Raw genomic sequence first — 23,719 nt, forward strand, 5'->3', positions numbered from 1 at the left:
GATCATTCTCATTGAATTATTATTTAAAATAAAAATATTTCTCCTTATTTTGAGTTTGTTTTTAATAAAAATGTAACTTGTTTAATAGTTTGATAATTAAATATTCCAATGAAAAAAACACATTTTATTCCTTCCCTACTGGCTTTAGCACTTCTTAGCTCCTGTCAGAATAACGATGAATTGAGTACGGAATCCTCGAAGAAGGAAGAAGTACATGATAAAATTGTAAATGTAACCCATCATGATGGCAGACCTTTCAGCACAGGAGCTGAATCAGGATCAGCACAGGCAAAGTTCGTGGCAGGCCCTGGTGGAAGTGTCCTGATGCAAGGATTTTACTGGGACGTTCCTGATGGAGGCAATTGGTGGAACACCGTTAAAGATAAACTAACGGCATGGTCTAATGCAGGAGTGGGTGCTGTATGGCTTCCTCCGGCTTCAAAAGCTCAAAACGGTGCCTATTCCATGGGATATGACCCTACCGATTATTATGATTTTGGAAATTTTAACCAAAATGGAAGTACAGAAACCCGATTTGGATCAAGAACAGAATTAGAAGCTTTGATTACCAAAGCTCATGCTGAAAATATGCAGGTATACGCTGATATTGTGATCAATCATAATAGTGGCGGGCAATCGGAAGCCAATCCGTTTACCGGGACGAATACATGGACGGATTTCTCAGGAGTTGCTTCAGGAAAATTTCAAAGAAACTATAATGACTTTTATAAAAACTCCTACGGAAACAATGATGAAGGAGCCTTTGGAGGATTCCCGGATTTGTGTCATGCCAACCCTCATGTACAGGACTGGCTGTGGGGAAGAGATGATTCTGTTGCCAAGTATTATAAAAATGTAATGAAATTTGATGGCTGGAGATTTGATTATGTAAAAGGTTTTGGCCCTTGGGTAGTCAACACCTGGAATTCTAAAGTAGGAGGCTTTTCTGTGGGAGAACTATGGGACTCCAATGTAAATACTTTAGAATGGTGGGCTAATAATGCCAATAGTTCCGTTTTTGATTTTGCAGCCTATTATAAAATGGATGAAGCATTCGATAATGGCAATCTGAACGTTTTGAATGATGACATGATGTGGAAAAGAAATCCATACAAAGCGGTAACCTTTGTTGCTAATCATGATACTGATATTATCTATAATAAAATGCCGGCGTATGCTTATATTCTAACTCATGAAGGATATCCAACTATTTTTTACAGAGACTATGAAGAATGGTTGAATAAAGAAAGACTTAACAATCTGATCTGGATTCACAACAACAAAGCTACAGGAACTACTTCTATTTTATATACCGATAATGACGAATATATTGCGAGACGTAATGGTTACAACGGAAATCCGGGACTTATAGTGTATATCAACACTTCCTCAAACTGGCAGGAAAGATGGATTGATACGAATTGGAGTAATCAGCAGATTAAAGATTTTACAGGACACTCAAGCTGGTATCCGACAACGCAGGGAGATAAGCGTGTGAAAATTCAGTGTCCTCCGAATAGCTATTCTGTTTGGTCGCTTAATTTATGAGTGATGAGTTCATAGCTCAAAATTCAATAAATAATATAATCTCTCGCAGATTTTGCTGATAACGCAGATTCTTCATTATAGTATAAACATCTGTATAAATCTGTGAAATCTGTGGGAAATTATACTTGAATAAATTTTTTCTTCTGATGTTGATCCGGAAGAAAACATTTTTGATTAGCCAGTTTCATCCTGTTTCTTGAAATAAGATTATAAGCTTTATCACTCAGAAAACCTGGTATAATCTTGCCAACAGCTGAAAGTTTATAAATTCCACCTAAAATACCGGCAATTTGCAGTACAGCTCTCGATTTTATATAGTAATAATGTTTGGGCTTCCAAAGATATAAAGTATTGAACACTTTGGTATCTAAGCCTCTTTCTGATAAAAATTGCTGCCCAAATTCAGATTGAAGTGAAGCGAACATGAACTTGTCGTTTTTATCTCTTTCCAGAATCCATTGTACCCAGAAATTACAGACGCCACAATCTCCGTCAAAAAATACAATATGTTTGTCTTCCCAGTTTTTCACGACTTTATTTATTAAACATGATTCTTCTTTCCATATCTTCTTTAGCTTGTTTGAAATATTGAACAAGATCTGCACGCTGTTCATCAGTCAGTTTGGCATTTTGATGTCCTACATAGTAAGATTCAAGAGGCATTTCTTTCTTCTCAATCATTTCTATACATTCTTCTATTTTATGAAGCTGTCTTTGAGGTTCATATACTGCAAAGGTAGAAAAATTAAGATGTTTCCGGCCTTCATTGATATGATTTTTTACATACCATGAAACAGGTGAAATACTGGTATACCATGGATATTGGGTTTCATTGGAATGGCAGTCATAGCAGGATGTCCTGATGATCTTAGCTATTTTTTCAGGAGTGTTTTTTATTTTCAAAAAATCCATTCCCGGTGTAGGACGTGGATTGGTTTTATCAATAGGAAAAAACTGAATGATAATGAAAACTACAAGAAGGATGATAAGTATTTTTTTCATGAGAGGATATTTATGTTGGTAAATTAAAGGTAGTTATTTTTTTTTGGATGGAAGCCGGAAGTGGGAAGCTGGAAGTATTTGGATGACAAAGGATGGATACAATGTGTTATAATGAATGCAGAGGTTTGGTATGAATTGATTTTTGATGAGAACGAACAGAGGAACTTGAAGATGAGGTTTAAATATTCTAAAGGCTAAAAGTTCTTTCAGTTTTGCTTTTTTTATTGATCAAATAAATGACTTAAAGTGGTTTTTAAACACAATATAATCTTCCATTCTCCAGCTTCCCTCTTCCAACTCATCTTTCTTACCTTGAGTTATTCTAAATAGAGTAAAAGTTAATAAATGGATTTAAAAAATGACTAACTTAATACCACAATTGTGTCTTTAGTTTTGATGCTGTCGAAATTATTTCTTTATAGTTTTTAACTATCATTGAAATAATTATTAATAGATTGTATTTATTGGGTGAACGTTGTAAGTTTGTCATGTCCTTACAACAAGGGAGGTACTTAAACTGTATTAATCAATATAAAAAATAAATAAACGACAATGGAAAAAGATTTGAATGACATCAGTAAATGCCCGTTTCACAACGGAACAATGAAGAAGAGTGTAGCAGGTGAAGGTACTCAAAACAAAGATTGGTGGCCGGATCAGTTAAGAGTAGATCTTCTTCGCCAGCATTCATCACTGTCTAATCCTATGGATCAGGACTTTGATTACGCAGAAGCATTTAAAAGCCTTGATCTTGAGGCGGTAAAAAAAGATCTTCATGCTTTAATGACAGATTCACAGGATTGGTGGCCGGCAGATTTTGGCCATTATGGACCCCTGTTTATCCGTATGGCATGGCACAGCGCCGGAACTTACCGTGTAGGTGATGGTAGAGGTGGAGCAGGAGCTGGGCAGCAGCGTTTTGCACCATTAAACAGCTGGCCGGATAATGTAAGTCTTGATAAAGCAAGAAGATTATTGTGGCCGATCAAACAGAAATACGGTAGAAATATATCATGGGCTGACCTTTTAATTCTTACAGGAAATGTAGCTCTGGAATCTATGGGATTCAAAACTTTTGGATTTGCAGGGGGACGTGCAGATGTATGGGAGCCGGATGCAGATGTATATTGGGGATCTGAGAAAACATGGCTAGGAGGAGATTTGCGTTATGCTCATGGTTCTGAAGGAGTAGTAGAAGGTCATTCGGCGGTTCTTCCTACAGATGATAATGCAGATGGAGATATTCATTCCAGAAACCTTGAGAATCCACTGGCAGCGGTACAAATGGGATTAATTTATGTAAACCCTGAAGGACCGGATGGAAATCCGGATCCGATTGCAGCGGCTAAAGACATCAGGGATACTTTCGGACGTATGGCGATGAATGATGAGGAAACTGTTGCTTTGATCGCTGGTGGACATACTTTTGGAAAAACCCACGGTGCTGGTCCTGCAGATCATGTTGGTAAAGAACCGGAAGCAGCCGGAATTGAACAACAGGGGCTAGGATGGGCGAGCAGCTATAAATCCGGAAGTGGAAGAGATGCTATTTCCAGCGGATTAGAAGTGACCTGGACTGAAACTCCTACTCAATGGAGTAATTACTTCTTTAAAAACTTATTTGAAAATGAATGGGAACTGACAAAAAGCCCTGCCGGAGCTCACCAATGGGTAGCAAAAGACGGAGCTGAAATCATTCCTGATGCATTTGATTCTACTAAAAAGCATAGACCGACTATGCTGACAACAGATCTTTCTTTAAGATTAGATTCTGTTTACGAAAAAATTTCAAGACATTTTTATGAAAACCCAGACGCGTTTGCAGATGCGTTTGCAAGAGCATGGTTTAAATTAACCCACAGAGATATGGGACCTCGTGCCCGTTACCTGGGACCGGATGTACCACAGGAAGAGCTTATCTGGCAGGACCCTATTCCAGCAGTAAATCATGAATTGGTAAATGATTCTGATGTTGAAGTACTTAAAGCGAAAGTTTTGAACTCTGGACTGACTATTTCTGAACTAGTTTCAACAGCTTGGGCTTCTGCCTCCACTTTCAGAGGGAGTGATAAAAGAGGAGGAGCTAATGGTTCAAGAGTAAGATTAGAACCTCAAAGAAACTGGGCTGTGAATAATCCAGTACAATTACAGAAAGTTTTAGGTGTGTTGGAAGGAATTCAAAATGAATTCAATGCTCAGAACGGAGGTAAGAAAATATCTTTAGCGGATCTAATTGTCTTAGCAGGAAATGCAGGTGTAGAAGCGGCTGCAAAAAATGCTGGTCATGAGATGAAAGTCCCTTTTGCACCGGGAAGAATGGATGCTTCTCAGGAGCAAACTGATGTAGAATCTATGGGGTACTTAGAGCCTGCAGCGGATGGATTCCGTAATTATCTGAAAACAAAATTTACGGTTTCTACAGAATCCTTATTAATTGATAAAGCACAGCTATTAACACTTACCGCTCCAGAATTAACAGTATTGATAGGAGGTATGCGTGCTTTGGATACTAATTTTGATGGTTCTAAACATGGTGTGTTTACCAGCCGTCCGGGAGTTCTTACCAATGATTTCTTTGTGAATCTTCTGGATATGGGAACGCAATGGAAAGCCATGTCAGACAATAAAGAGGTATATATAGGTACAGACCGTAAAACTGGCCAGCCAAAATGGACGGCTACCCGCACAGATCTGGTTTTCGGATCCAATTCTGAGCTGAGAGCGATTGCTGAAGTTTATGGAAGTGCTGATGCACAGGGTAAATTTATCAATGATTTTGTTAAGGCTTGGACGAAGGTGATGAATCTGGATAGATTTGATCTTGTTTAACTAGGTATTTAAATTAAAATAGGAAAAGGCAGCAGCAATGCTGTCTTTTTTATTATTATGAAATTAATTCTGAAAAGCTGGGCAAAATAATGCTTGATGATTCAAAGAAAGCTTAAGGTTTTCTTCATTAATGTAAAACTGCTATTTCTTTTTTACAGATTAAATGCCGAAGTTTGTAGAAGCTGGCAATAATGCTTCGTTCCTGAAAAAACTAAAAATTCAATGAAACCAATTGTACTCTTATCATTATCTGTGCTCACTCTGATTTCCTGTCAAAAAAAGAATCAAAATCAGACTAAGGAACAAGAGGATCTTCCAATGGTATCTGCTTCTAAAGTAAAGGTTCCGATGCTTCAGAAAAACTATAAAACACTTCAGCTACAGGGCAAGGTGAAATCGATTGAGGTTACTGGATACCAACAGTCTATTCTCCATGCTGATATGGAACATTCAGTGACAAAAACGATTTATAAATTCGATAATAATGGAAATCTGACGGAAGAAACGGCTTATCTTCAGAACAATGAATTTGGAAGAAGATATCAATATTATTATGATGGAATGGGAAATGTCGTTAAAACAGTAGGGTTTGAAGAACGTGATAAGAAAAAGTCAGTAAATAGTTTGATCCTTAATGAAAAAGGAATCATTGTGAGTGATAAAAAAATTGAATTTTCAAAGACTAAAAACAACGAGGATACCATTAGAAGGCGGGAATATATTAACGATATTAAAGAAATGAATGATGCTGTTTTGCGTTATTCGTCTTATGAAAAGTCAAAACCTAAACAGATTACCAAATGGATCAGAAAATATAAGAATGGAAACCTGATAAGTGAAAAGACATTTGATAATCTGCCAGAATGGGAAACTGGAACTACTTATAGCTATGACAATAACAATAACCTGATTATGCAGGAAGAAACCGGACTTTATCCAATAGTTCGGAAATGGAAGTATGATAAGAAAGGAAATGATATCTACGAGCAGGTTGTAAACGCTAAAGAAAATATTTTTACTGAGTTAAAGAAAACATTCGATGAATACGGAAATATTACAGAATTAATAGTCATTGATAATGGAAAAATAAATGATAAAGTATCTGTTAAATATGAATATGTATATGATTCACAACATAACTGGATTCAGATGAAACGCTTTACATTGAATGGTAATAAAATTTCAGTAACAGATAGGAAGATTGTGTATTACTAAGGGAATTTAAATGTCTTTAGGAAATATAAAAAAACATTGTGAATATATCACAGTGGTTTTTTATTTTATAAGCAATTGCTTTGTAGTTTAAAAATACTGGTAAAGACAATACTTCTTACAGGAGTGAAGATTTCAGATGGAGTGTAAAATGGATAATAAATTCAGAATCATGGTATGGGTTGTTTTGATCAGCTCAAAACCAGGATATTGTGTAGAATGGGTTTAATCGTGCTTTTTGATAGTAGGCAGATTTTATGTATTTTTGCAACTATTCTAACAAACAAACTAATAACTTTGGAAACATCAGAAATCAAAAAGGATTACTCCCGTAAAGCCTTGTATGCTATTATTGCGCTTCTGTTTTGCAGTGCAAATAGCTCCGCTCAATTAACGATTCCATCAGGAAATACTTTTACAACAACTGAAAACAGGCCTTTGAGTGCAATGTATGGGCATGACCGTGTACTTTCTGTTTATCAAAAAAATGAAATGAACATCCCTACAGGCTCAAAGATAACAGGGCTGCGGTATTTTGTTCAGACTGCATATACTCCCGTAAATGTTCCTGTATTTATCGGGATAAAAAATAGTGTTAGTTCAACTTTAACTGCAGATATTTATAATCTATTACCTTCAAGTTTAACCTCTGTCTATAACGGAACTATTGTTGGTACCAGTGTAGCAGCAGGTAAATGGATTACACTGCCTTTTTCTGCTCCTTTTATATATACTGGAAATCATTTACATGTATTGGTGGGAACCAGTTTAGGTGACGCCCCTGGTAAAGGTACTGCAGACAAGATTCTTAGATGGCATAATGCTACAGCTCAAACACAGGTTTGGAAGAGTAATAATGATCCTATTTTTATTGGTAATGGAACTATTATGAATACAAAACCTAATATTCAGATTTTATATGATACACCGGGAGCTACGGGGACCTTATCATTAGATTATTCTGCTACTACTATGCTGGAAAACAGAAATCAGGTAATTACTGTAAATCGTAATGGCGGATCTACAGGGGCTGTTTCTGTAGACTATGCAACCAGTGACGGTACTGCGATTGCCGGTGCTGATTACAATGCCACATCCGGGACTTTATCTTGGGCAGATGGGGATATGCAGCCCAAATCTTTTACAGTAACTACTTTACCGGATCTCATAGCTGATGATAATGAAACATTTTCTATCACACTATCGAATCCTACAGGTACAACTATTGATGGTAACAGTACAAGTACAGTAACGATAAAAAATGTTTTGCCGCCTATGGCAGGACCTTACACTGTTGGAGTAGGGGGAAATTATCCTTCATTAACAAATGACGGTGGAATATTCCAAGCACTTAACCAGAGCGTTGATGGGGTATCAGGACCTATCACCATTAATATTATATCTGATTTAACCGGAGAAACAGGTAAATATGCTTTAAATGAAATTATAGGAAATCATGCTGTATTAATTCAGCCATTTGGAGGGCCAAGAACAGTAACTGGTGGTGATGCAGCTTATGGTTCTTTATTAAAGTTTTCGGGAGCTGATAATGTTACTATTAACGGCTCCACAACAGGAGCAACAGTCGGAAGTTATCTGATTGGAGGAAACTCTGCTCTGCGTGAGTTGTCAATTCAGGGGAAGACTACTGAAAGCTATGCCGTCATTAATTTTCAATCAGGGGCCAATGGTGCAAAAAATAATACGGTAAAAAATGTAAATATTATAGGCTATTATTCTAATTATGGTGTTTCTTTTAGCGGTAACATCAATGCTGTGGGTGGTGGAATTGACAATGATGGAAACAGGGTTGAAAACTGCTCTGTGAAGAATGCAAAAGTGGGCATCATTTCAGCAGGAGAAAACCTGGCAAACCAAAATATCGGAACAGTTATTACCCAAAATGATTTATCATCAACAACAGTAGCGGATAGAATAAGACAAACAGGTATATTTGTTTATAATGAGATGAACCCTGTTGTAAGCTACAATAAAGTGTATGTTGAAAATACTACTTTTGAAGATGTAGCAGGGCTGGGTATTGGAAGCAGAGGTATTACTTCAACTCTCATTAATAGTGGAGGGGTAACAGGGGCAATGGTTAATAATAACATTGTAACTGGTGTTGTTAATGCAATTGATGTTGGAAATTCAGCAGTAGGAATTGCCGTTTCAGGGGCTTATACAGGTCTTCCTAATATTCTGCAGAACAATATGGTCAGCAATGTGAGAAGTCAGGCAAAAAATCCTGCTATTGTTGCGGGGATATTTGTTGCGGGTGCTGTTGGGTCTACTACAAAAATATATAACAATACTATTTCCTTATCGGGCGACCGTGGATCTCAGTCACTTCAATATCCAAGTTACTGTATAGCACTATCAGGTCTTGATCCGTCATTAGAAATGAAAAATAATATTATGTCTACAACCCAGATTGCTACAGGTGGAGGGTTAGTTAAAACGTATGCTTTTGGAACGGCAAGTACAACTTTTGACAATTTGGTTTCAGATTATAATGTTTTCTATAGCGGAGGTCCTCAGGCTGGTGGTTTTAGATCAGGAAGTCTTAAGTTAAACGCAGGAACAAGTTATGCAACATTAGCAGCATGGCGCAGTGCAACAACAAAAGATGTAAACTCTGTGGGAGTAGCACCTGTATTTGTATCTGCTACAGATTTACATTTAGATATCAATAATAATCCATTAATAGCAGCTGCCGGAACTCCAATTCCTACAGTAACAACAGATATTGATGGTGAGATAAGGAAAACTGTAAATCCAACTATTGGTGCTGATGAGATTATTGTAGACTATTTAGGAACGGACGATGTTAGAGCATCTGCAAAACTCCGTATTTATCCTAATCCAGTAACATCAATATTAAATATAGAAAATGATGCTCCAATAGGTAAAGTAGAAGTATTTAATCTGGTAGGGCAGAAGGTTTTAAACCAGACAGTCAATACAAATTCAGCTCAAATTGATTTAGTGAATTTAGTTCCTGGAAATTATTTGGTAAGAGTTTCAAACAGTGATACGGTAAAAACATTTAAAATTATTAAAAAATAATTTTAATTTTAGATAAAGAGAAACCCTTGAAATATCTTATTTCAGGGGTTTTTTGTTTTTTTAGGTAATGACTTTAAAAGTGAGTGGAGATATTTTGTTATTTACTTGTCTCTTTTTAACTTAATAATTTCATCTATTAATAGTGGAATTGCATTTCTTGCCATCGCAATGAAGTCCTGATCTTCAGGTTTTATTGAAATAAATTCTATATCGTAATTTCTATTGTCTTTTTCTCCGGTCATAATAAAGTTCGATCCGGAATCAAAATCTCTTCCTTCAATATATGAAGTCCATGGAGATGAGGTGGCTTTATTACATATTTCGATGATGTTTTTTAATTCTGATTCTGTCATTTTATTCAGTTGAATTTTAATTTTTTGGTTAAATAGTTTTATGCAGTCATCTTACCTACGCTTAACAATAATAATTTAAAAATTACATTTATTTCAGTATTCTTCAACAAATCATATAATAATTGATTATGTTCAATTTTTAAGACAGACTAAACAGGCTGTATATTGATATGAAATTTGAATAGAAGAAAATAAATGCAAAATAAAAACCACTGTGAATGCAGTGGTTTTTATTATTTATCCTGAGTAGAGGCATCAGTCTTTTTTGAATTTCTTAATACACTGTTCAATAAATTGTGTTGATGTGAAGATTACTTTTTTTTCATTTGCAAACATAAATAACGAATCATTTTTAACTGTATTGGATTTCTTATCATGAACCTTCAAAAGAAAAATTGCCTGATAATTACCTGTTTTAATATTTTTGGATTTCAAATACTCCACACTTTTTATAATTTTTATTTCGTGGTTTATACTATCTTTTACTTTTTTATATTTTAATTCATTTGACTCAAAATCCTTTATCGTTTTAACATTTTCAAGTTCTTTTATTAATTGTTGTTGTTGTTTATTTAATATTATCAATCTTTGAGTAGAATAGTTAGATACAAAGTCAGCTTCTTGCCATTCTTTTAAAGTATCAAATTTTATAAGCTGAATGGATTCTAAAGTAGAATCATCTTGTTTAAGTTCTTGTGTGATTTTTTTCTGAATAGATTGAGTTAATTCTTCTTTAAAACTCTTGGTTTCATCTTTTTTACAAGAAAAAATAATGAATAAGGTGAGTATGCAAATTATTTTAGTTCTCATATTATCTTGATTTCATTATTCTTCTTAATACAGAATCCGATTTTTTATCATATATAGCTCCATAAGCATTAACTCGATTTATCATTGAATCTTTTTGACTTCTTGACATATTAGTTTTATAAACATCCTGAGTTTTGACACCAACACCGGTTATTCTGTCTCCAGATCCTCTATAGATATTAAGACCAACCGCTTGAGAGCCATAAAAACTAAGTGTATCGGAATTTGCTGCTACAGCATTTGAAGTACTTTTTGTTGATCCCGCAGCCGAAAATGCCAAATCTCCTAATGCCATGAGATCCACTCTGTAAGCCATAAGATCTTTCCAGTCATTTCCTCTACTTAAACTGTTAACCATTCCTCCAAAATAGCCTCCTGCATCAACTATTTTATCTATATCGCCTCTAAAGAAAGGATTGCTATATTCCTGAGGAGCTGCCCCTCCAAGATTTGCATAAAAATCTCCGCCTTCATTACCTAAATATGATAACCATTTTGCAAGATCAAAACCTGGTTTACTTGTAATTGTAGTACCTATTAATGTGCTAGCAGACTCGCCATTATTAAACAATTGCCCATCTGCCGTAAAAGAACCATCAGAGTTTAAATTAAATTCCTGAACTGTTTGTCCATTTTCAACACCAAGCACTCTTGTATTATTTATAGCTGTTAAGTTAGTATAGCCATCTAATTCAGTGCTACCATCATGCCATTCAATGTTTTGAGTTAAATTATTTTGATACCAATCTTTTCCAGATCTCCCATCAGGATCAATGAAGCGTATAGGATTATTAAAAGCATAAGTGTAAGGCGACCATCTTCTGGAGGTTTCAGCTAACGGATCCACAACACCCCATCTTCCAATATCCGGCATATAGAATCTCGCCCCGTAATCATACATACCTGTCTCTTGCAGTTCCTTTCCGTTGTACTTATACTGATAAGCAGAATTTCCCAACAGCGTATTGTACCCTTCATGCTTTAATCCAAACGGATAGTAATTATTTTCCTCAATGATCTCTATTCCTAATCCATTTTTAGAATAACTTAATCTGGTATTTCCAAGATGGTCGGTATAGTTATAAACATATTTTCCTGTCTCAACATTAAAATAGCCTTCTGCTGTTGGGAAGAACTTTAATATTGAATTGGTATACTGGAAGCCATCCAGATAATCGGTTGTTTCCGTTCCAAAAACCTTTCTTACCTTCACTCCATCTGCTCTGTAAAGATAATCCGTTACTTTGGAGTTTTGGGTAACCTTTCCAGGTAAATTTAGAAAATTATATTGGATAGAAGGGTAGCAAAAACCCTCGCAAAATGTGAGGGTTTTATTATTACCGCAAAGTTATAAACTTTGCGAAGCGGGGGAACTTATTATAGTCTCCTAATTCTTATAATAAATTTAATCATATCATTCTAATTTAACTTTTTTAAATTTTGAAAGAAACAAATTATTATTAGGAAAATAACCAATAATATTGGTTATCAACCACTCATTATTTTCTTTTGTAACTATAAATTCACCCACTATGCCGTACTTATAATTTGCAATATAAACTTTTGTTAAGTTTAATGTGTGATAATTTTCCACGTTGTCAATTTTAAACAGTCGAAATTTATTTTGATCTGAAATTATATCGTTAAAAAATGAAACTTTTAAATGCAAGGAATCATTTATAGTAAAGAAACCTGATTCTTTTTTAGAACTAAAATCAAATAAGATTTTATTTTTATCATAATAATAAATACTATCCTTAATGTAAATTGGATTTTTAATAGAATAATTATTGGAAAAATATTTGAATTCTCCAGTAATAAAGGTCTGGTTTTCCTCATTATTGGAATTAATTACAAGATTTGTCTTGTCAACGTTAAATTTTTTAGAAAAAGAATTATCTATTATATCTTGTTTTTCTTTACAACTTAAGAAAAATAACCAAAAATTACATAAAATTATTATATTCACTTTCATAGTTTTCAATTTTTAGGTTTTTCAAGAATCTGTTCTAATTCTTTTAGATTGGTATTTGCTTTTGTTCCTTCATATTTTTTATCTGTTAAAACATCTTTGTCCTCTGGAGATGTTTCTCTGTACTCACCATAATAACTTTTATGTCCTGAAGCATTAGATTGTTCTTCATTTTTTTTAATTGCGTCTGTACCATGGGCTACTTCTTCATGATTTATAGTTGCTGCAACATCAAAAGCAGGTGCACTTTTATTTCCAAAACTAATACCTATAAGTTGTATTTTTTTTGTGCCATTTTCTGAGATTTTGTCATATTCTTTTACACTTACGCCAATCTTAAAGGTTTTAGAAATTTCAGAAAAATTTTTCTTATTATCTATTAATGGTGCAATACCTGTCGCATTCGTACTAGAAAAATTAGTATAGAGAACGTTGATTTTATTTTGTGAACTTACTGCCTTTGAAAATTCTTTTCCGCCGGTAGTCTGTCTTTCTGCCTGATAAGCTTTTTGAAATCTTTCATCTTTAAATAAAACATTTTGGAAAAATACTTTTTCAAGACCTTCTAGTTCTCTGTGTGCAACTACGGCATTTTCTGAGAAATTGTAATGTGATTGATAAGAATATTTTTCAGAAAGAGGATCAATATTAAAGAACCTTCCCACATCAGGCATGTAATTCCTCCACTTAAATGAATAAAAACCTGTATCTTGTAACTCTTGACCTTGGAACTTATACTGATATGAAGAATTTCCCAACAACGTATTATATCCCTCATGTTTTAATCCAAATGGATAGTAATTATTTTCCTCAATGATCTCTGCTCCTAAGCCATTTTTAGAATAACTTAATCTGGTATTCCCGAGATGATCAGTATAATTGTAAACATATTTTCCGGTTTCAACATTAAAATAGCCTTCTGCTGTTGGGAAGAACTTTAATACCGAATTAGTATACTGGAAGCCATCCAGATAATCAGTTGTTTCCGTTCCAAAAACCTTTCTTACCTTCACTCCATCGGCTCTGTAAATATAATCGGTTACTTTGGAATTTTGGATAATCTTTCCAGGTAAATTTAGATAATTATACTGAATGGAAGAAATTCCCTTATCCAATTGAGTAGTCATATTTCCATTTGCATCATAGGTAATCGTACTTCCGGTACTTCCTGACGCTAATGGATAGCCGCTTAGGGCATTTCCGGTTCCGATTTCTTTAAGGTAGTATAGCTTATTGCTTTGTTCCCCATTCTCATAATGGTATTCCAAATGATCCATTACTTCTGGTGCTGTATAGCCAGGAAGTTGCTTTCCTCTTCTTAAAAGTGTTTTAATATTTCCATTAAAATCATAGGTAAGCTGTTCGTTGTATTCTCCTCTATCCAGATTCATGGCATCCCAGAAATGACCTTCTTTAAGGCGGTTAAGGGCATCGTATTCATAAGAATAATTTCTCAATACAGCATCATTTTGAGTTATCCAGGACATCTGGGAAATGTTTCCATTATATCTTGCAGAACCTGAATACTGATTGTTGGGGTTACTATAACGAAGTTCGTAAGCAAAAAGTTTATTCTGCAAATTAGAAGGATCATTAAGTTTAGTCATCCAACCTCTTATATTGTAGGCATACTTGACACTCTGCAGCGGACTACCTGTAGTATTTCCTACATTTTTAACTCGCAATTGCCCAAGGTCATTATAAAGGTTTTCGGCAAGAAGCTCCTGAGCTCCGCCATTCACCTGATTCCAATGTCTTACCAATCTTTCCTGATGATCATATTCAAAGGTTTCTTTAATGTTGATATTCGGATCATTGGCTGTTCTTTTATGCTCAATAAGGGTGTAATCCGGTACTCCTGAGAATTTCAGAAAACTTTCAGTCTTGGTGTATCCGCCCAAATGATTCAAAGAATGGGTAGCAATTACCCGTCCTCTCTTATCATAATAGGTGTATAATTTCGTCCAGCTGTCATTTTCAATATTTTTAGTATAGCTGGCTGTTGGAAGGCTTTTAGTACTTAGATCTGAGCTCTGTGTCTGTGGTAATACTTCCTGATTTAAAACCGTAGTTACTACTGGTGCTTCCTGTGGATAAGTATCATAATAATTAACACTCAAAATGGTTGGTACTTCTCCAACAAAGGCACTATCAGTATAGTACACAGTGATGCCATTTCGGGCAAATCCTGTTGTACTTCTATCTTCAGTGATCACCAGATCTTTAATCTGATTCTGCCTGCCTGCTCTGTCACCACCTGTTAAAAATCCCGTATAGGCCACTCTTCCCAACTTATCATACTTGGTAATGATCCATTTGTTCTGATCTTTGAGATTAGCATCCTGAGTTAGAATCAGCCTATCTGATTTATCATATACCATTTTTTCCCAACCTTTGCCAGGAAGTTTCTTTTCTACAAGTCTGCTTTTCCCATCATATCTGTACTGGTAGCAAAGATCTTCTTTCACTGTAGCAGAAATGGCTGATGCCACAGAGGCTAAAGGCGGAATAACAAATGCCAGTTGATCGTATTCATTATAGACATAATAAGTATCTGCATTTTCTGAGGAGCTGATTACTTTTCTTACCAACAGAGTCTGTCCTTTACCATTTTTAAATTCTATGGTTTTATTATGGTCTTCATCGGTTACTGTATTTTTATACAACTGTGCTTCTCCATAGGTGCCAGATAAGCTTAGTTCGGAGGAAGTAGCTCCGTCTGGCCATGTAGTGACAGTTGTATATTTTTTAACTTCACCTTGTGCATTGGCTTCATATCCAAAAGTAACAGGCTTGTTTTTCCAGTCATTACCAGGGCTATTCTGATTTAAAACTCTATCAAGCAGAGAGTTTTCCAGGGTTTTATGAGCAAAAGGATAGGAATCATTAATATCATTAGATTGATAATAACTATTGGCACTATTTTCTACTCCGGTCTGGATATTTCCATTTAACGAGGCCATAGGAACAGGAAGCCAGCTATCGACCTGTCTTCCAAATCCGTCATAAGGAATATGAGTTACCAAATCTTTTCCGCTAGAGGTAGATTTTATACTGACAGCCTGTTTAGGTCTTCCCAACCCATCAAAAAACTGAATATTTTGTATTTGTTGAAGAGATCCGTCTGAAACAGTAGTAGGCACTAAATACTGTCTGGTATAAATATAATTTTCGGTACCTGGAATATTATTGGATGAATAATCTACTATGATGGGAGTATAGGTATCACTATTCTCCGACGGAGAACCTCCAATGTATGCTCGAAAAGTTCCATTAACAGAACTGAATTTGAAGCCCGGAAGCATGCGGATACTTATAGGATCTGCCACTTCTGTATTAGGAGCAGGAGGGGTTGTTAAAACAATCTGTCCAAAATGATGAAGACTCCATAGCAACCCAATGCTTATATATATTTTCTTATGCATTATTCTATAATTAGCAGATTAGTTCTTTGTATTGAAATGAGAATCATAAGCATCTACTAATAGGGATTCAGATACTGTATGAACAACATCTACTGATATATATAGTGGAATGGTTAAAGTTTCTGTAGTGAATATTATTTTTTTCATAATTTGAGTTATCATTGTTTATAGTTATATTTAAATTCTTTTAATAGTTTTCCTGTATTACTTTGCTCTCTGACTTCTTTAAGTCTGCCTGCAGTATCATACATATAAACTTCCCTGATTCCGGATGGTGGAGTAACGCTTCGTACTCCAACTAAAGGATCGTATGTATAGGTTGTAATTTGGTAATTAGAAAGATTACTTCTGAAATTGTTAAGAGCGTTTAACAAATTGGTTTCATCATTATTTCTTTCAGCGGTAGTATCCAGATTAGAGGCATTAATGATCCCATCTATTAAAGACTGGCTAATATTTTCCAGTTTTGCATTTTCAATTTTAGCGATCGGCTGTGTCTTATTGTAGCCCCAGATGATAACCGTTGAAACACCATCTTTTGTGGTATATTGCAAAAGATTTCCTTTAGAATCGTATTGATCATAAACAACCTCGTTAAAACGCTCAGATGCAGAAGGAACCATTGTAACACCAAATCCATTGTTGAGTGGTGCTGCTACCATAGCATCTTCAGTATAATACAAGCTCCTTTTAGGTAAGTCCAGATTGTTATTTGGGTTGTGTTCATAAACTGTTTGCGTTCTGTTGTGGAAAATATTATTTTTATAGTTACTAGTAACCATAGGGACTCCTACCATATTTTTTCCTATCATATAAGGTAGAGAAAAATAAGGTGGATAATTTTGTTGTGGCTGATTGCCGTGTCTCAAATCTTCAGGATATAGGTATGTTGTTTTAAACTCTGTGTTATCCGGATATTCTTTAACTACTTTTGTAAGATTGAGATGTAAATTGCCTTCAAAATAATTTGTTGATTTTTCTTCTAAAATAGAGTTTCCTAGATATTTCTTTGTAATAGATTTTTTTAAGACATATGGCAATCCATAAAACTTATAGAACATTCTCCATGCAACAGCGGTTTCTATAAGGGTTACATAATTGTTAATTAGTAATTTATGTGATTTAAGAGATGAATAAATATTGAGATTTTCCTGTACAATATTGTTTCCGTCTTTATAAAATACTTCTCGGATCAGTTTTCCTCTTTCATTATCTTTATTGTCAAGATATCTTAAAAAATACCTTTGCTGATAATTGGTGGGACTAACATTTACATCCTGATAACGAACCTGTTGTCCTTGGCTATAAACAAGAGAGTCAGGATTGGATGCATAATCACTAAAAAAATATTTTTTCTTGAGTTCATTATTCTCAAGCTCAGAAACTTCAGAATAGCCTATATGATATGAACTCATTGAAGTAGTATTAATATTAGTAGCCTCTTCAGATATTGTTCTTGAGTTCGAACTTCCAGCATTTAAATCTAAAAAATTTACCATTCTATAATCATTATAAAGTATGCCTGTTGATGGTCCATTAATATTACTTGATGAAAAATCTTTGATATATTTATACTCTTTAGTTATAGTGTTATTACCATCAGATGAAGAAATTTTCTTTATTCTTGCTCCACCGGTAATATCATTATGGGGTACAAGTTGCTTTATGAAATTCGTGGAACTACTTTTTGTAACTTTTTGAGAATAATTGTTAGGCTCATACTCAAATGAACTATATCCACCAGTAGGATAAGTCACCTTGTTTAATAAAGCTACATCAAACAAAGAACTATTAGAAGTACGGCTTGTTCCTGTAATTGATATATCACCAGTAGAAAAATTCAATTGATAATTAGGGATTAAAGCATTTTGAGTTGCATTGGCTCCATTCCAGAATCCCCAGTAATCAGTTCCAAAAGTATTGAATTTTGGTAATACTGTTTCTAAATTATAATTAAAGAAATGTTTTTGATCTGTATTTTTGATTATTTCAGTTAAAAAATAATAATCTTTATTTGATGTGTTATATTTAAACTCAAATTTATCAACATTAAAAGTACTCAGAGATTTATTTTTAATCTCAATGGTCTCTAAGAGATAAGCATCGAAATTCTCAGTAACATTTGCCTGTTGGGTTTTGTATGTGAATTTTATGAAAAATTTATCAGGTACCTCTATACTTTCTGGAAATACTTTTTTTACTACTTCAATACTATAATGAGGAGCTTCTTGATAAAATGGAAATCCTGATCCACCATTATAAATAGTTGTTTCAGTACTGTTTTTTTGATTAGCGTTCAAATATAACTCATAATATGGCTGAGTATTGCTCGCAGATCCAGAAAGTCCAAAATTGTTTTTTATTGGAAGATAATTATTATTAGTTGTACAAAAATTACTGGCATCAAAATATAATGGTCGGGATTTATAATTGATATTCAAGAATTCTCCATTTGCAAATTTCACCTTATACAGATACCATCCTGAAATCATATAATTAGCACGTGCTTCTGGAAGAACTCCTGATGGTTGTGTAGGGCTTAAATGATGTCCCAAAGAATAAGAGATCTCTACATTATTTGTATTATCACCAAAATAATATTCATTACCTTGTCCATCTACAATACTGAATCCTGATGGGTTAGGGTCACAGTAGAAATTATCCTGATATGAAAAATTATCTATATTTACAATGAGATTAGGTGTACTGGAAGATACAACGGGTTTTCCGTTATTACCTATGTAGAAATAACCACTTATTCCAAAAAAATTAAAATTAAACTTATCGGCTCTTAACTCGCTAAACCTTCCGTTAATATTAATATAATTATTATTAAGGTGATAATTATATCCGTTATTGTAAGCACTTGAATTGCTGATTGGATTATTCTTTACTGTGTATAAAAAACCATTAAAATTACCATCTGAAATAAAATCATCAGCTATCCCTCGGACTTCCCGGGTAATAGCTCCTCCATAATTTAAGCTCCAATTATATCCAACATAATTACTTTTTTTACTTGGAATAAAACCAGATGAGTTGTAACTTAAACTAACATTGTTTTTCTCACTAGAAAATATCGGAATTTGTAAATCTATGCCCCCTGTAAATAAATTCACTGGAATATTTCCGAATCTTTCCATTTCAGTTGCTGCTGGAGTTTTAGGAAATGTAGGAGTGTATGAAGGGGTTGAGCTTGATTGACAAAAATTTTTTGTGAAAATCAAAAATATAATTAAAATTAATAGTCTTTTCATTATTTCTTAATCAGCTTTGCATTCGCTGTTTTGTTATTATCTGTTTTTATAGTCACTAAATATGCTCCCTGTATCAAAGCCTGGGTATCAATCTTAGTCACTCTGTTCTTGGTTTTTAAACTCTGAAGCTGTCGTCCGCTCATATCATACAGCATAATATCAGCTTCTGTAAAATCAAAGCCGATTTCTACATAGGCATAGTCTGATACCGGATTCGGGTAGATCTTGATATCATATTTTTCAATCAAATCATTCACCTGCTTGTAACCCAGCTTTACAATTTTCCAGTTTTCTTTCCCCAGTTCTTTGGCACTGGTTCCAGCTAAAATAATAGAACCGTCTCTGTTTAATTTCAGGTCTGAAAGCCGCTCTTCTTTCTGTCTGGATTCTCCTGTTACATGTTTTCTCCACTGCTCATTGCCATTTGCATCCAGATATAACATCCAGAAGGTCTCATCATCTTTTTCTATTCTTCCCTCAGCTTGGGTATAGCCCCCTAATAAAATTCCTTTGGTGATGTCTTGATTCTTGGCTCTCGGCTCTTGACTCTGGATCACACTCATTCCCATCAGAATATCACGGTTTTTGAAATTGTAGGATTTCTGCCACTGCTCATCACCTCTTTCGTTCAATGCAATCAGCCAAAGGTCTGTTCCTTCTTCAATCCCGACGGTTTTGTTTCCTGATCTTTCGGATCGAGATTCACCACCAATGATATAGCCGTTTGACGTTAGAGCCAGGGTTCTGACATGATCATCTCCTTTCCCTCCAAAGTTCTTTTCCCATTCTACTTTTCCGTTTTTGTCCAGTTTAACGATCCAGTAGTCGCCTTCACCAAAATTGATGCTGGCTTTTGGCATTTGGCTAATGGCTGTTGAACGAACAGATCTTTCACCTAAAGACTTCTCTTCACGGGTTCTAACCCCTGAACCCGTATCGCGCACCTCGGAACTTCTTGAATAAATTCCTAGTAAAGCTCCGCCATCTTTTGTTGGAATCATCTTTTCCACTTCATCCAGACCTTTTCCGCCTAAAATCAATTGAGAGAGTTCTTTTCCGTCTTTGTCGAGTCTTGTGATCCAGACATCTTTAGAACCATAGCCTTTGGATGAGTTTTGTACATTTCCAGCTATAAAAAAGCCTAGGTCTGTACTTTGAATAACTACCCTGGCTTCTTCATCAGAAGAGGTTCCCAACGTTTTCTGCCATAATTCATCTCCGAATTCATTGATCCTGATCAGCCAGATGTCTGAGCCGCCTTTGGAGTCATCTTTTTTATCCAGACCTTTCCCAGAATATGAAGTTCCGGCTACCAGAAACCCGCCATCCTGGGTAGATACCGTGGCAGAAAGATAATCATGATTATTTCCTGAGAAATACTTTTCCCAGGCCTGTTCTCCCTGTTGATTTAGTTTCACCAAATGGAAATCATAGCCATTATTCTGCTTACTTCCAGCCTCCAGCTTCCCGTTTCTTGACTGTATAGAGCTTCCTGTAATAAGATATTGCTGATCGATTGTTGTCGTCACCTGACTTAGAAAATCCTGGGTAGAGGATTGGATATCTTTTTGCCAGAGAACTTCCTGGGCTGCTACCCCTGAAATTGCAGATAAAGTCCATATACTGAGATAAAGTTTTTTCATTCCCTGTTGTTTATTAATAGTAGTTTTAAAATTGCACGAAATTAATGTTTATTAACATTTTTTAACGCTCATTGTCAGGTGAATTAATATGAGTTTTATCACATTGAGTGGAGTTAAACTTAAATTTGATTACTAAGAAAATCTCTTAAATCGTTATGATGTAGATTAGAGAATATATGCCTAAAAACTATCCGGTAGAAATGAGAATATGCAAAAAGATAGAGTATGAATGAGTAGGATTAAGAATATAATCAAATGATTTTGAGTAACAGTAGTAAAATAAAAAAAGCAATCTTCCGATCATCAGAAGATTGCTTGTGCTCAATGTAGACCCACAGGGATTCGAACCCCAGATGACTGAACCAAAATCAGTAGTGTTACCGCTACACCATGGGTCTGTTTTGATGTGGCAAAATTAGAAAAATTATTTGGATTACAAAACTTCAAATTAAAAATTTATTAACATAATAACGTGATAAAGGGCTTATCCATTGATATCCAAATAATTATTTTTCACGAAATTTTTTCGAAATAAGGAGGACTTTTAATACTAAATAATAAAATCTTATCTTTGCAAAAAAATTGGGCTCCAAAAGTTGGAGTAACCCATTAATAACTTATCCTTAGCGCAGCAAAAGGAGTATTAAACATTTTTTATGTCAAATATTGTCGCAATCGTTGGACGTCCCAACGTAGGAAAATCCACGCTTTTTAACCGTTTATTAGAGAGAAGAGAGGCTATTGTAGATTCTACAGCCGGTGTAACCAGAGACCGTCACTACGGGAAATCTGATTGGAATGGAGTAGACTTTACAGTAATTGATACCGGAGGGTATGATGTAGGTACGGATGATATCTTTGAAGAAGAAATCCGTAAGCAGGTACAATTGGCAGTAGATGAAGCAACTTCTATTATCTTTATGATGAATGTGGAAGAAGGACTTACTGATACTGACCACGAAATTTATAGATTGCTTAGAAGATCGAATAAGCCAATTTATATTGTAATCAACAAAGTAGATTCATCAAAAGAAGAACTTCCTGCAACAGAATTTTATCAATTAGGAATTGATAAATACTATACGCTTTCTTCTGCTACAGGTTCAGGAACTGGAGATCTATTGGATGATATCGTTAAAGATTTCCCAACAACAGAATATAAAGATCCTTTTGAAGGATTGCCTAAAATCACGATCGCTGGTCGTCCGAACGTAGGAAAGTCTACAATGACCAATGCTTTATTGGATGTTGAAAGAAACATCGTAACAGATATTGCAGGAACTACAAGAGACAGTATCCAAACCTTATACAATAAATTCGGACATGAATTTGTATTGGTAGATACAGCCGGGATGAGAAGAAAGTCTAAAGTAAATGAAGACTTGGAATTCTATTCCGTAATGAGATCTATCCGTTCTATTGAATATTCTGATGTGGTTATCATCATGGTAGATGCTACTCAGGGTTGGGAATCTCAGGATATGAATATCTTTGGATTGGCACAGAAAAACAGAAAAGGAATCGTCATCCTTGTCAATAAATGGGACTTGATCGAAGACAAAGAAACCAATACGATGCGTGATTTCGAAAAATCAATCAAAGATAAAATTGGTCAGTTCCAGGATATTCCGATTCTATTTGTTTCTGCATTAACGAAGCAGAGAATCTTAAAAGCAGTAGAAGTAGCAATGCAGGTGTATGATGATCGTAAAAAGAAGATCAAAACTTCAAAACTGAACGAAGTAATGCTTCCTATTTTCGAAAATACACCACCACCGGCATTGAAAGGAAAATATATTAAGATCAAATATTGCGTTCAGCTTCCTACACCATCACCACAGTTTGTGTTCTTCTGTAACCTGCCGCAGTATGTGAAGGAACCCTATAAAAGATTTACTGAAAACCAGTTGAGAAAACAATTCGGGTTTACCGGAGTTCCAATTGAAGTGTATTTCAGACAAAAATAAAAGAATAATGTTTTTAAAAAATCTGGTAAGGAAACTTACCAGATTTTTTATTTTAAACAGATTCTTATGTGTAAATAACCAGAATATCCTTGTCAGAGAGGAGAATATTAAGTCTCCCTCTTCAGGCTTCCCACTTTTATAGCCATTTTTCATAAACCAGTCTTACTGGCCGATAGCCTTGCGATGTCAGCCAGCGTTGCATAGTATCATTGTTGCAAAGAGTAAAACGGTAAATTTTCCGGATTTTATAGTCAGAATATGTTTCTTCAAATGTTTTATTCAGAGAAGAATAAACCCCTTGGTTTCTGTATTCTTTTTTTACATATCCCTCGGAAACATAAAGGTCATCACCATTTCCCAGTTCAAAATTACTGTTATCTTTTTCATCAATATATCCGAATAGAAATCCTATAGCCTTTCCGTTAGTTTCTGCAATGAGAAAAGTGCCATCATTCTCTTCCTCACATTCGGTCATAAACCTGAGGTAATTGTCCCGGATCTGGTTCCAGTCGGCAGTATTATTATTCATCTCTTTTTCAGAAATATGAAGCTCACCTACCAGTTCATCTACAATAGATAAGTTGTCCTTGATTTTAATTTTTTTGATAGAATAATTCATAATGGTGTTTTGT

General features: G+C 34.9%; 15 protein-coding genes, 1 tRNA gene and 1 pseudogene. 5 read left to right on the top strand and 12 right to left on the bottom strand.

Going from position 1 to position 23,719, the window contains the following annotated elements; genetic code table 11:
- Positions 1 to 108: 108 nt before the first annotated feature.
- Entirely contained in the window at positions 109 to 1,548 is a 1,440-nt protein-coding gene (locus tag AC3HD6_RS00060) for an alpha-amylase (RefSeq protein WP_488894506.1), read from the top strand.
- Positions 1,549 to 1,667: 119 nt separating this feature from the next.
- Here the strand turns inward: AC3HD6_RS00060 and AC3HD6_RS00065 are convergent, their stop codons facing one another.
- A complete protein-coding gene (locus AC3HD6_RS00065; protein WP_488894507.1) occupies positions 1,668 to 2,078 on the bottom strand; it encodes a thiol-disulfide oxidoreductase DCC family protein in 411 nt (136 codons plus the stop codon).
- Positions 2,079 to 2,082: 4 nt separating this feature from the next.
- Complete coding sequence (locus AC3HD6_RS00070; RefSeq protein ID WP_488894508.1) at positions 2,083 to 2,550, bottom strand: heme-binding domain-containing protein; 468 nt, start codon at positions 2,548 to 2,550, stop codon at positions 2,083 to 2,085.
- Positions 2,551 to 3,102: 552 nt separating this feature from the next.
- Between AC3HD6_RS00070 and katG the strand changes: the two genes are divergently transcribed.
- The 3 genes from katG (at position 3,103) to AC3HD6_RS00085 (ending at position 9,660) form a co-directional block, all read left to right on the top strand.
- On the top strand, positions 3,103 to 5,379 hold the full coding sequence (gene katG / locus AC3HD6_RS00075) for a catalase/peroxidase HPI (protein WP_488894509.1): 2,277 nt from the start codon (positions 3,103 to 3,105) through the stop codon (positions 5,377 to 5,379).
- 222 nt (positions 5,380 to 5,601) lie between these two features.
- The gene (locus tag AC3HD6_RS00080) at positions 5,602 to 6,594 is read left to right on the top strand and encodes a hypothetical protein (RefSeq protein WP_488894510.1); all 993 of its coding nucleotides are present in this window, start codon (positions 5,602 to 5,604) and stop codon (positions 6,592 to 6,594) included.
- 294 nt (positions 6,595 to 6,888) lie between these two features.
- Positions 6,889 to 9,660 (top strand): T9SS type A sorting domain-containing protein, encoded by a 2,772-nt coding sequence (locus AC3HD6_RS00085; RefSeq protein WP_488894511.1) that lies wholly within the window; start codon positions 6,889 to 6,891, stop codon positions 9,658 to 9,660.
- Positions 9,661 to 9,761: 101 nt separating this feature from the next.
- Here the strand turns inward: AC3HD6_RS00085 and AC3HD6_RS00090 are convergent, their stop codons facing one another.
- The 9 genes and pseudogenes from AC3HD6_RS00090 to AC3HD6_RS00130 form a co-directional block, all read right to left on the bottom strand.
- The gene (locus tag AC3HD6_RS00090) at positions 9,762 to 10,013 is read right to left on the bottom strand and encodes a hypothetical protein (RefSeq protein WP_488894512.1); all 252 of its coding nucleotides are present in this window, start codon (positions 10,011 to 10,013) and stop codon (positions 9,762 to 9,764) included.
- Between the two features lie 255 nt (positions 10,014 to 10,268).
- On the bottom strand, positions 10,269 to 10,823 hold the full coding sequence (locus AC3HD6_RS00095; protein ID WP_488894513.1) for a hypothetical protein: 555 nt from the start codon (positions 10,821 to 10,823) through the stop codon (positions 10,269 to 10,271).
- Positions 10,824 to 11,580: 757 nt separating this feature from the next.
- Positions 11,581 to 12,120: pseudogene (locus tag AC3HD6_RS00100) on the bottom strand (RHS repeat-associated core domain-containing protein); the annotation flags it as partial.
- A 117-nt stretch (positions 12,121 to 12,237) separates the two neighbouring features.
- Complete coding sequence (locus tag AC3HD6_RS00105; protein WP_488894514.1) at positions 12,238 to 12,798, bottom strand: hypothetical protein; 561 nt, start codon at positions 12,796 to 12,798, stop codon at positions 12,238 to 12,240.
- Positions 12,799 to 12,803: 5 nt separating this feature from the next.
- Entirely contained in the window at positions 12,804 to 16,220 is a 3,417-nt protein-coding gene (locus AC3HD6_RS00110) for a DUF6443 domain-containing protein (RefSeq protein ID WP_488894515.1), read from the bottom strand.
- A gap of 18 nt (positions 16,221 to 16,238) precedes the next feature.
- A complete protein-coding gene (locus AC3HD6_RS00115; protein WP_488894516.1) occupies positions 16,239 to 16,367 on the bottom strand; it encodes a hypothetical protein in 129 nt (42 codons plus the stop codon).
- Positions 16,368 to 16,378: 11 nt separating this feature from the next.
- Positions 16,379 to 19,477: a hypothetical protein gene (locus AC3HD6_RS00120; RefSeq protein ID WP_488894517.1), complete on the bottom strand. Its 3,099-nt coding sequence runs from the start codon at positions 19,475 to 19,477 to the stop codon at positions 16,379 to 16,381.
- A complete protein-coding gene (locus tag AC3HD6_RS00125) occupies positions 19,477 to 21,120 on the bottom strand; it encodes a T9SS type A sorting domain-containing protein (RefSeq protein WP_488894518.1) in 1,644 nt (547 codons plus the stop codon). Before AC3HD6_RS00125 ends, AC3HD6_RS00120 begins: the two co-directional genes overlap by 1 nt.
- A 327-nt stretch (positions 21,121 to 21,447) precedes the next feature.
- Positions 21,448 to 21,518, bottom strand: a tRNA-Gln gene (locus tag AC3HD6_RS00130).
- 258 nt (positions 21,519 to 21,776) lie between these two features.
- Here AC3HD6_RS00130 and der point away from each other — a divergent pair.
- On the top strand, positions 21,777 to 23,087 hold the full coding sequence (gene der, locus AC3HD6_RS00135) for a ribosome biogenesis GTPase Der (RefSeq protein ID WP_488894519.1): 1,311 nt from the start codon (positions 21,777 to 21,779) through the stop codon (positions 23,085 to 23,087).
- A gap of 136 nt (positions 23,088 to 23,223) precedes the next feature.
- On the opposite strand, the gene AC3HD6_RS00140 is transcribed toward der, so the two are convergent.
- On the bottom strand, positions 23,224 to 23,706 hold the full coding sequence (locus AC3HD6_RS00140; protein WP_488894520.1) for a GNAT family N-acetyltransferase: 483 nt from the start codon (positions 23,704 to 23,706) through the stop codon (positions 23,224 to 23,226).
- Positions 23,707 to 23,719: the final 13 nt, after the last annotated feature.

This window comes from Chryseobacterium sp. II3a, from assembly GCF_057815135.1.

Coding starts and splice junctions, on each gene's coding strand:
- der (WP_488894519.1), top strand. CDS start 21,777: ATGTCAAATATTGTCGCAATCGTTGGACGTCCCAACGTAGGAAAATCC.
- AC3HD6_RS00140 (WP_488894520.1), bottom strand. CDS start 23,706: ATGAATTATTCTATCAAAAAAATTAAAATCAAGGACAACTTATCTATT.
- AC3HD6_RS00125 (WP_488894518.1), bottom strand. CDS start 21,120: ATGAAAAAACTTTATCTCAGTATATGGACTTTATCTGCAATTTCAGGG.
- AC3HD6_RS00115 (WP_488894516.1), bottom strand. CDS start 16,367: ATGAAAAAAATAATATTCACTACAGAAACTTTAACCATTCCACTATAT.
- AC3HD6_RS00080 (WP_488894510.1), top strand. CDS start 5,602: ATGAAACCAATTGTACTCTTATCATTATCTGTGCTCACTCTGATTTCC.
- AC3HD6_RS00110 (WP_488894515.1), bottom strand. CDS start 16,220: ATGCATAAGAAAATATATATAAGCATTGGGTTGCTATGGAGTCTTCAT.
- AC3HD6_RS00120 (WP_488894517.1), bottom strand. CDS start 19,477: ATGAAAAGACTATTAATTTTAATTATATTTTTGATTTTCACAAAAAAT.
- katG (WP_488894509.1), top strand. CDS start 3,103: ATGGAAAAAGATTTGAATGACATCAGTAAATGCCCGTTTCACAACGGA.
- AC3HD6_RS00060 (WP_488894506.1), top strand. CDS start 109: ATGAAAAAAACACATTTTATTCCTTCCCTACTGGCTTTAGCACTTCTT.
- AC3HD6_RS00105 (WP_488894514.1), bottom strand. CDS start 12,798: ATGAAAGTGAATATAATAATTTTATGTAATTTTTGGTTATTTTTCTTA.
- AC3HD6_RS00095 (WP_488894513.1), bottom strand. CDS start 10,823: ATGAGAACTAAAATAATTTGCATACTCACCTTATTCATTATTTTTTCT.
- AC3HD6_RS00070 (WP_488894508.1), bottom strand. CDS start 2,550: ATGAAAAAAATACTTATCATCCTTCTTGTAGTTTTCATTATCATTCAG.
- AC3HD6_RS00090 (WP_488894512.1), bottom strand. CDS start 10,013: ATGACAGAATCAGAATTAAAAAACATCATCGAAATATGTAATAAAGCC.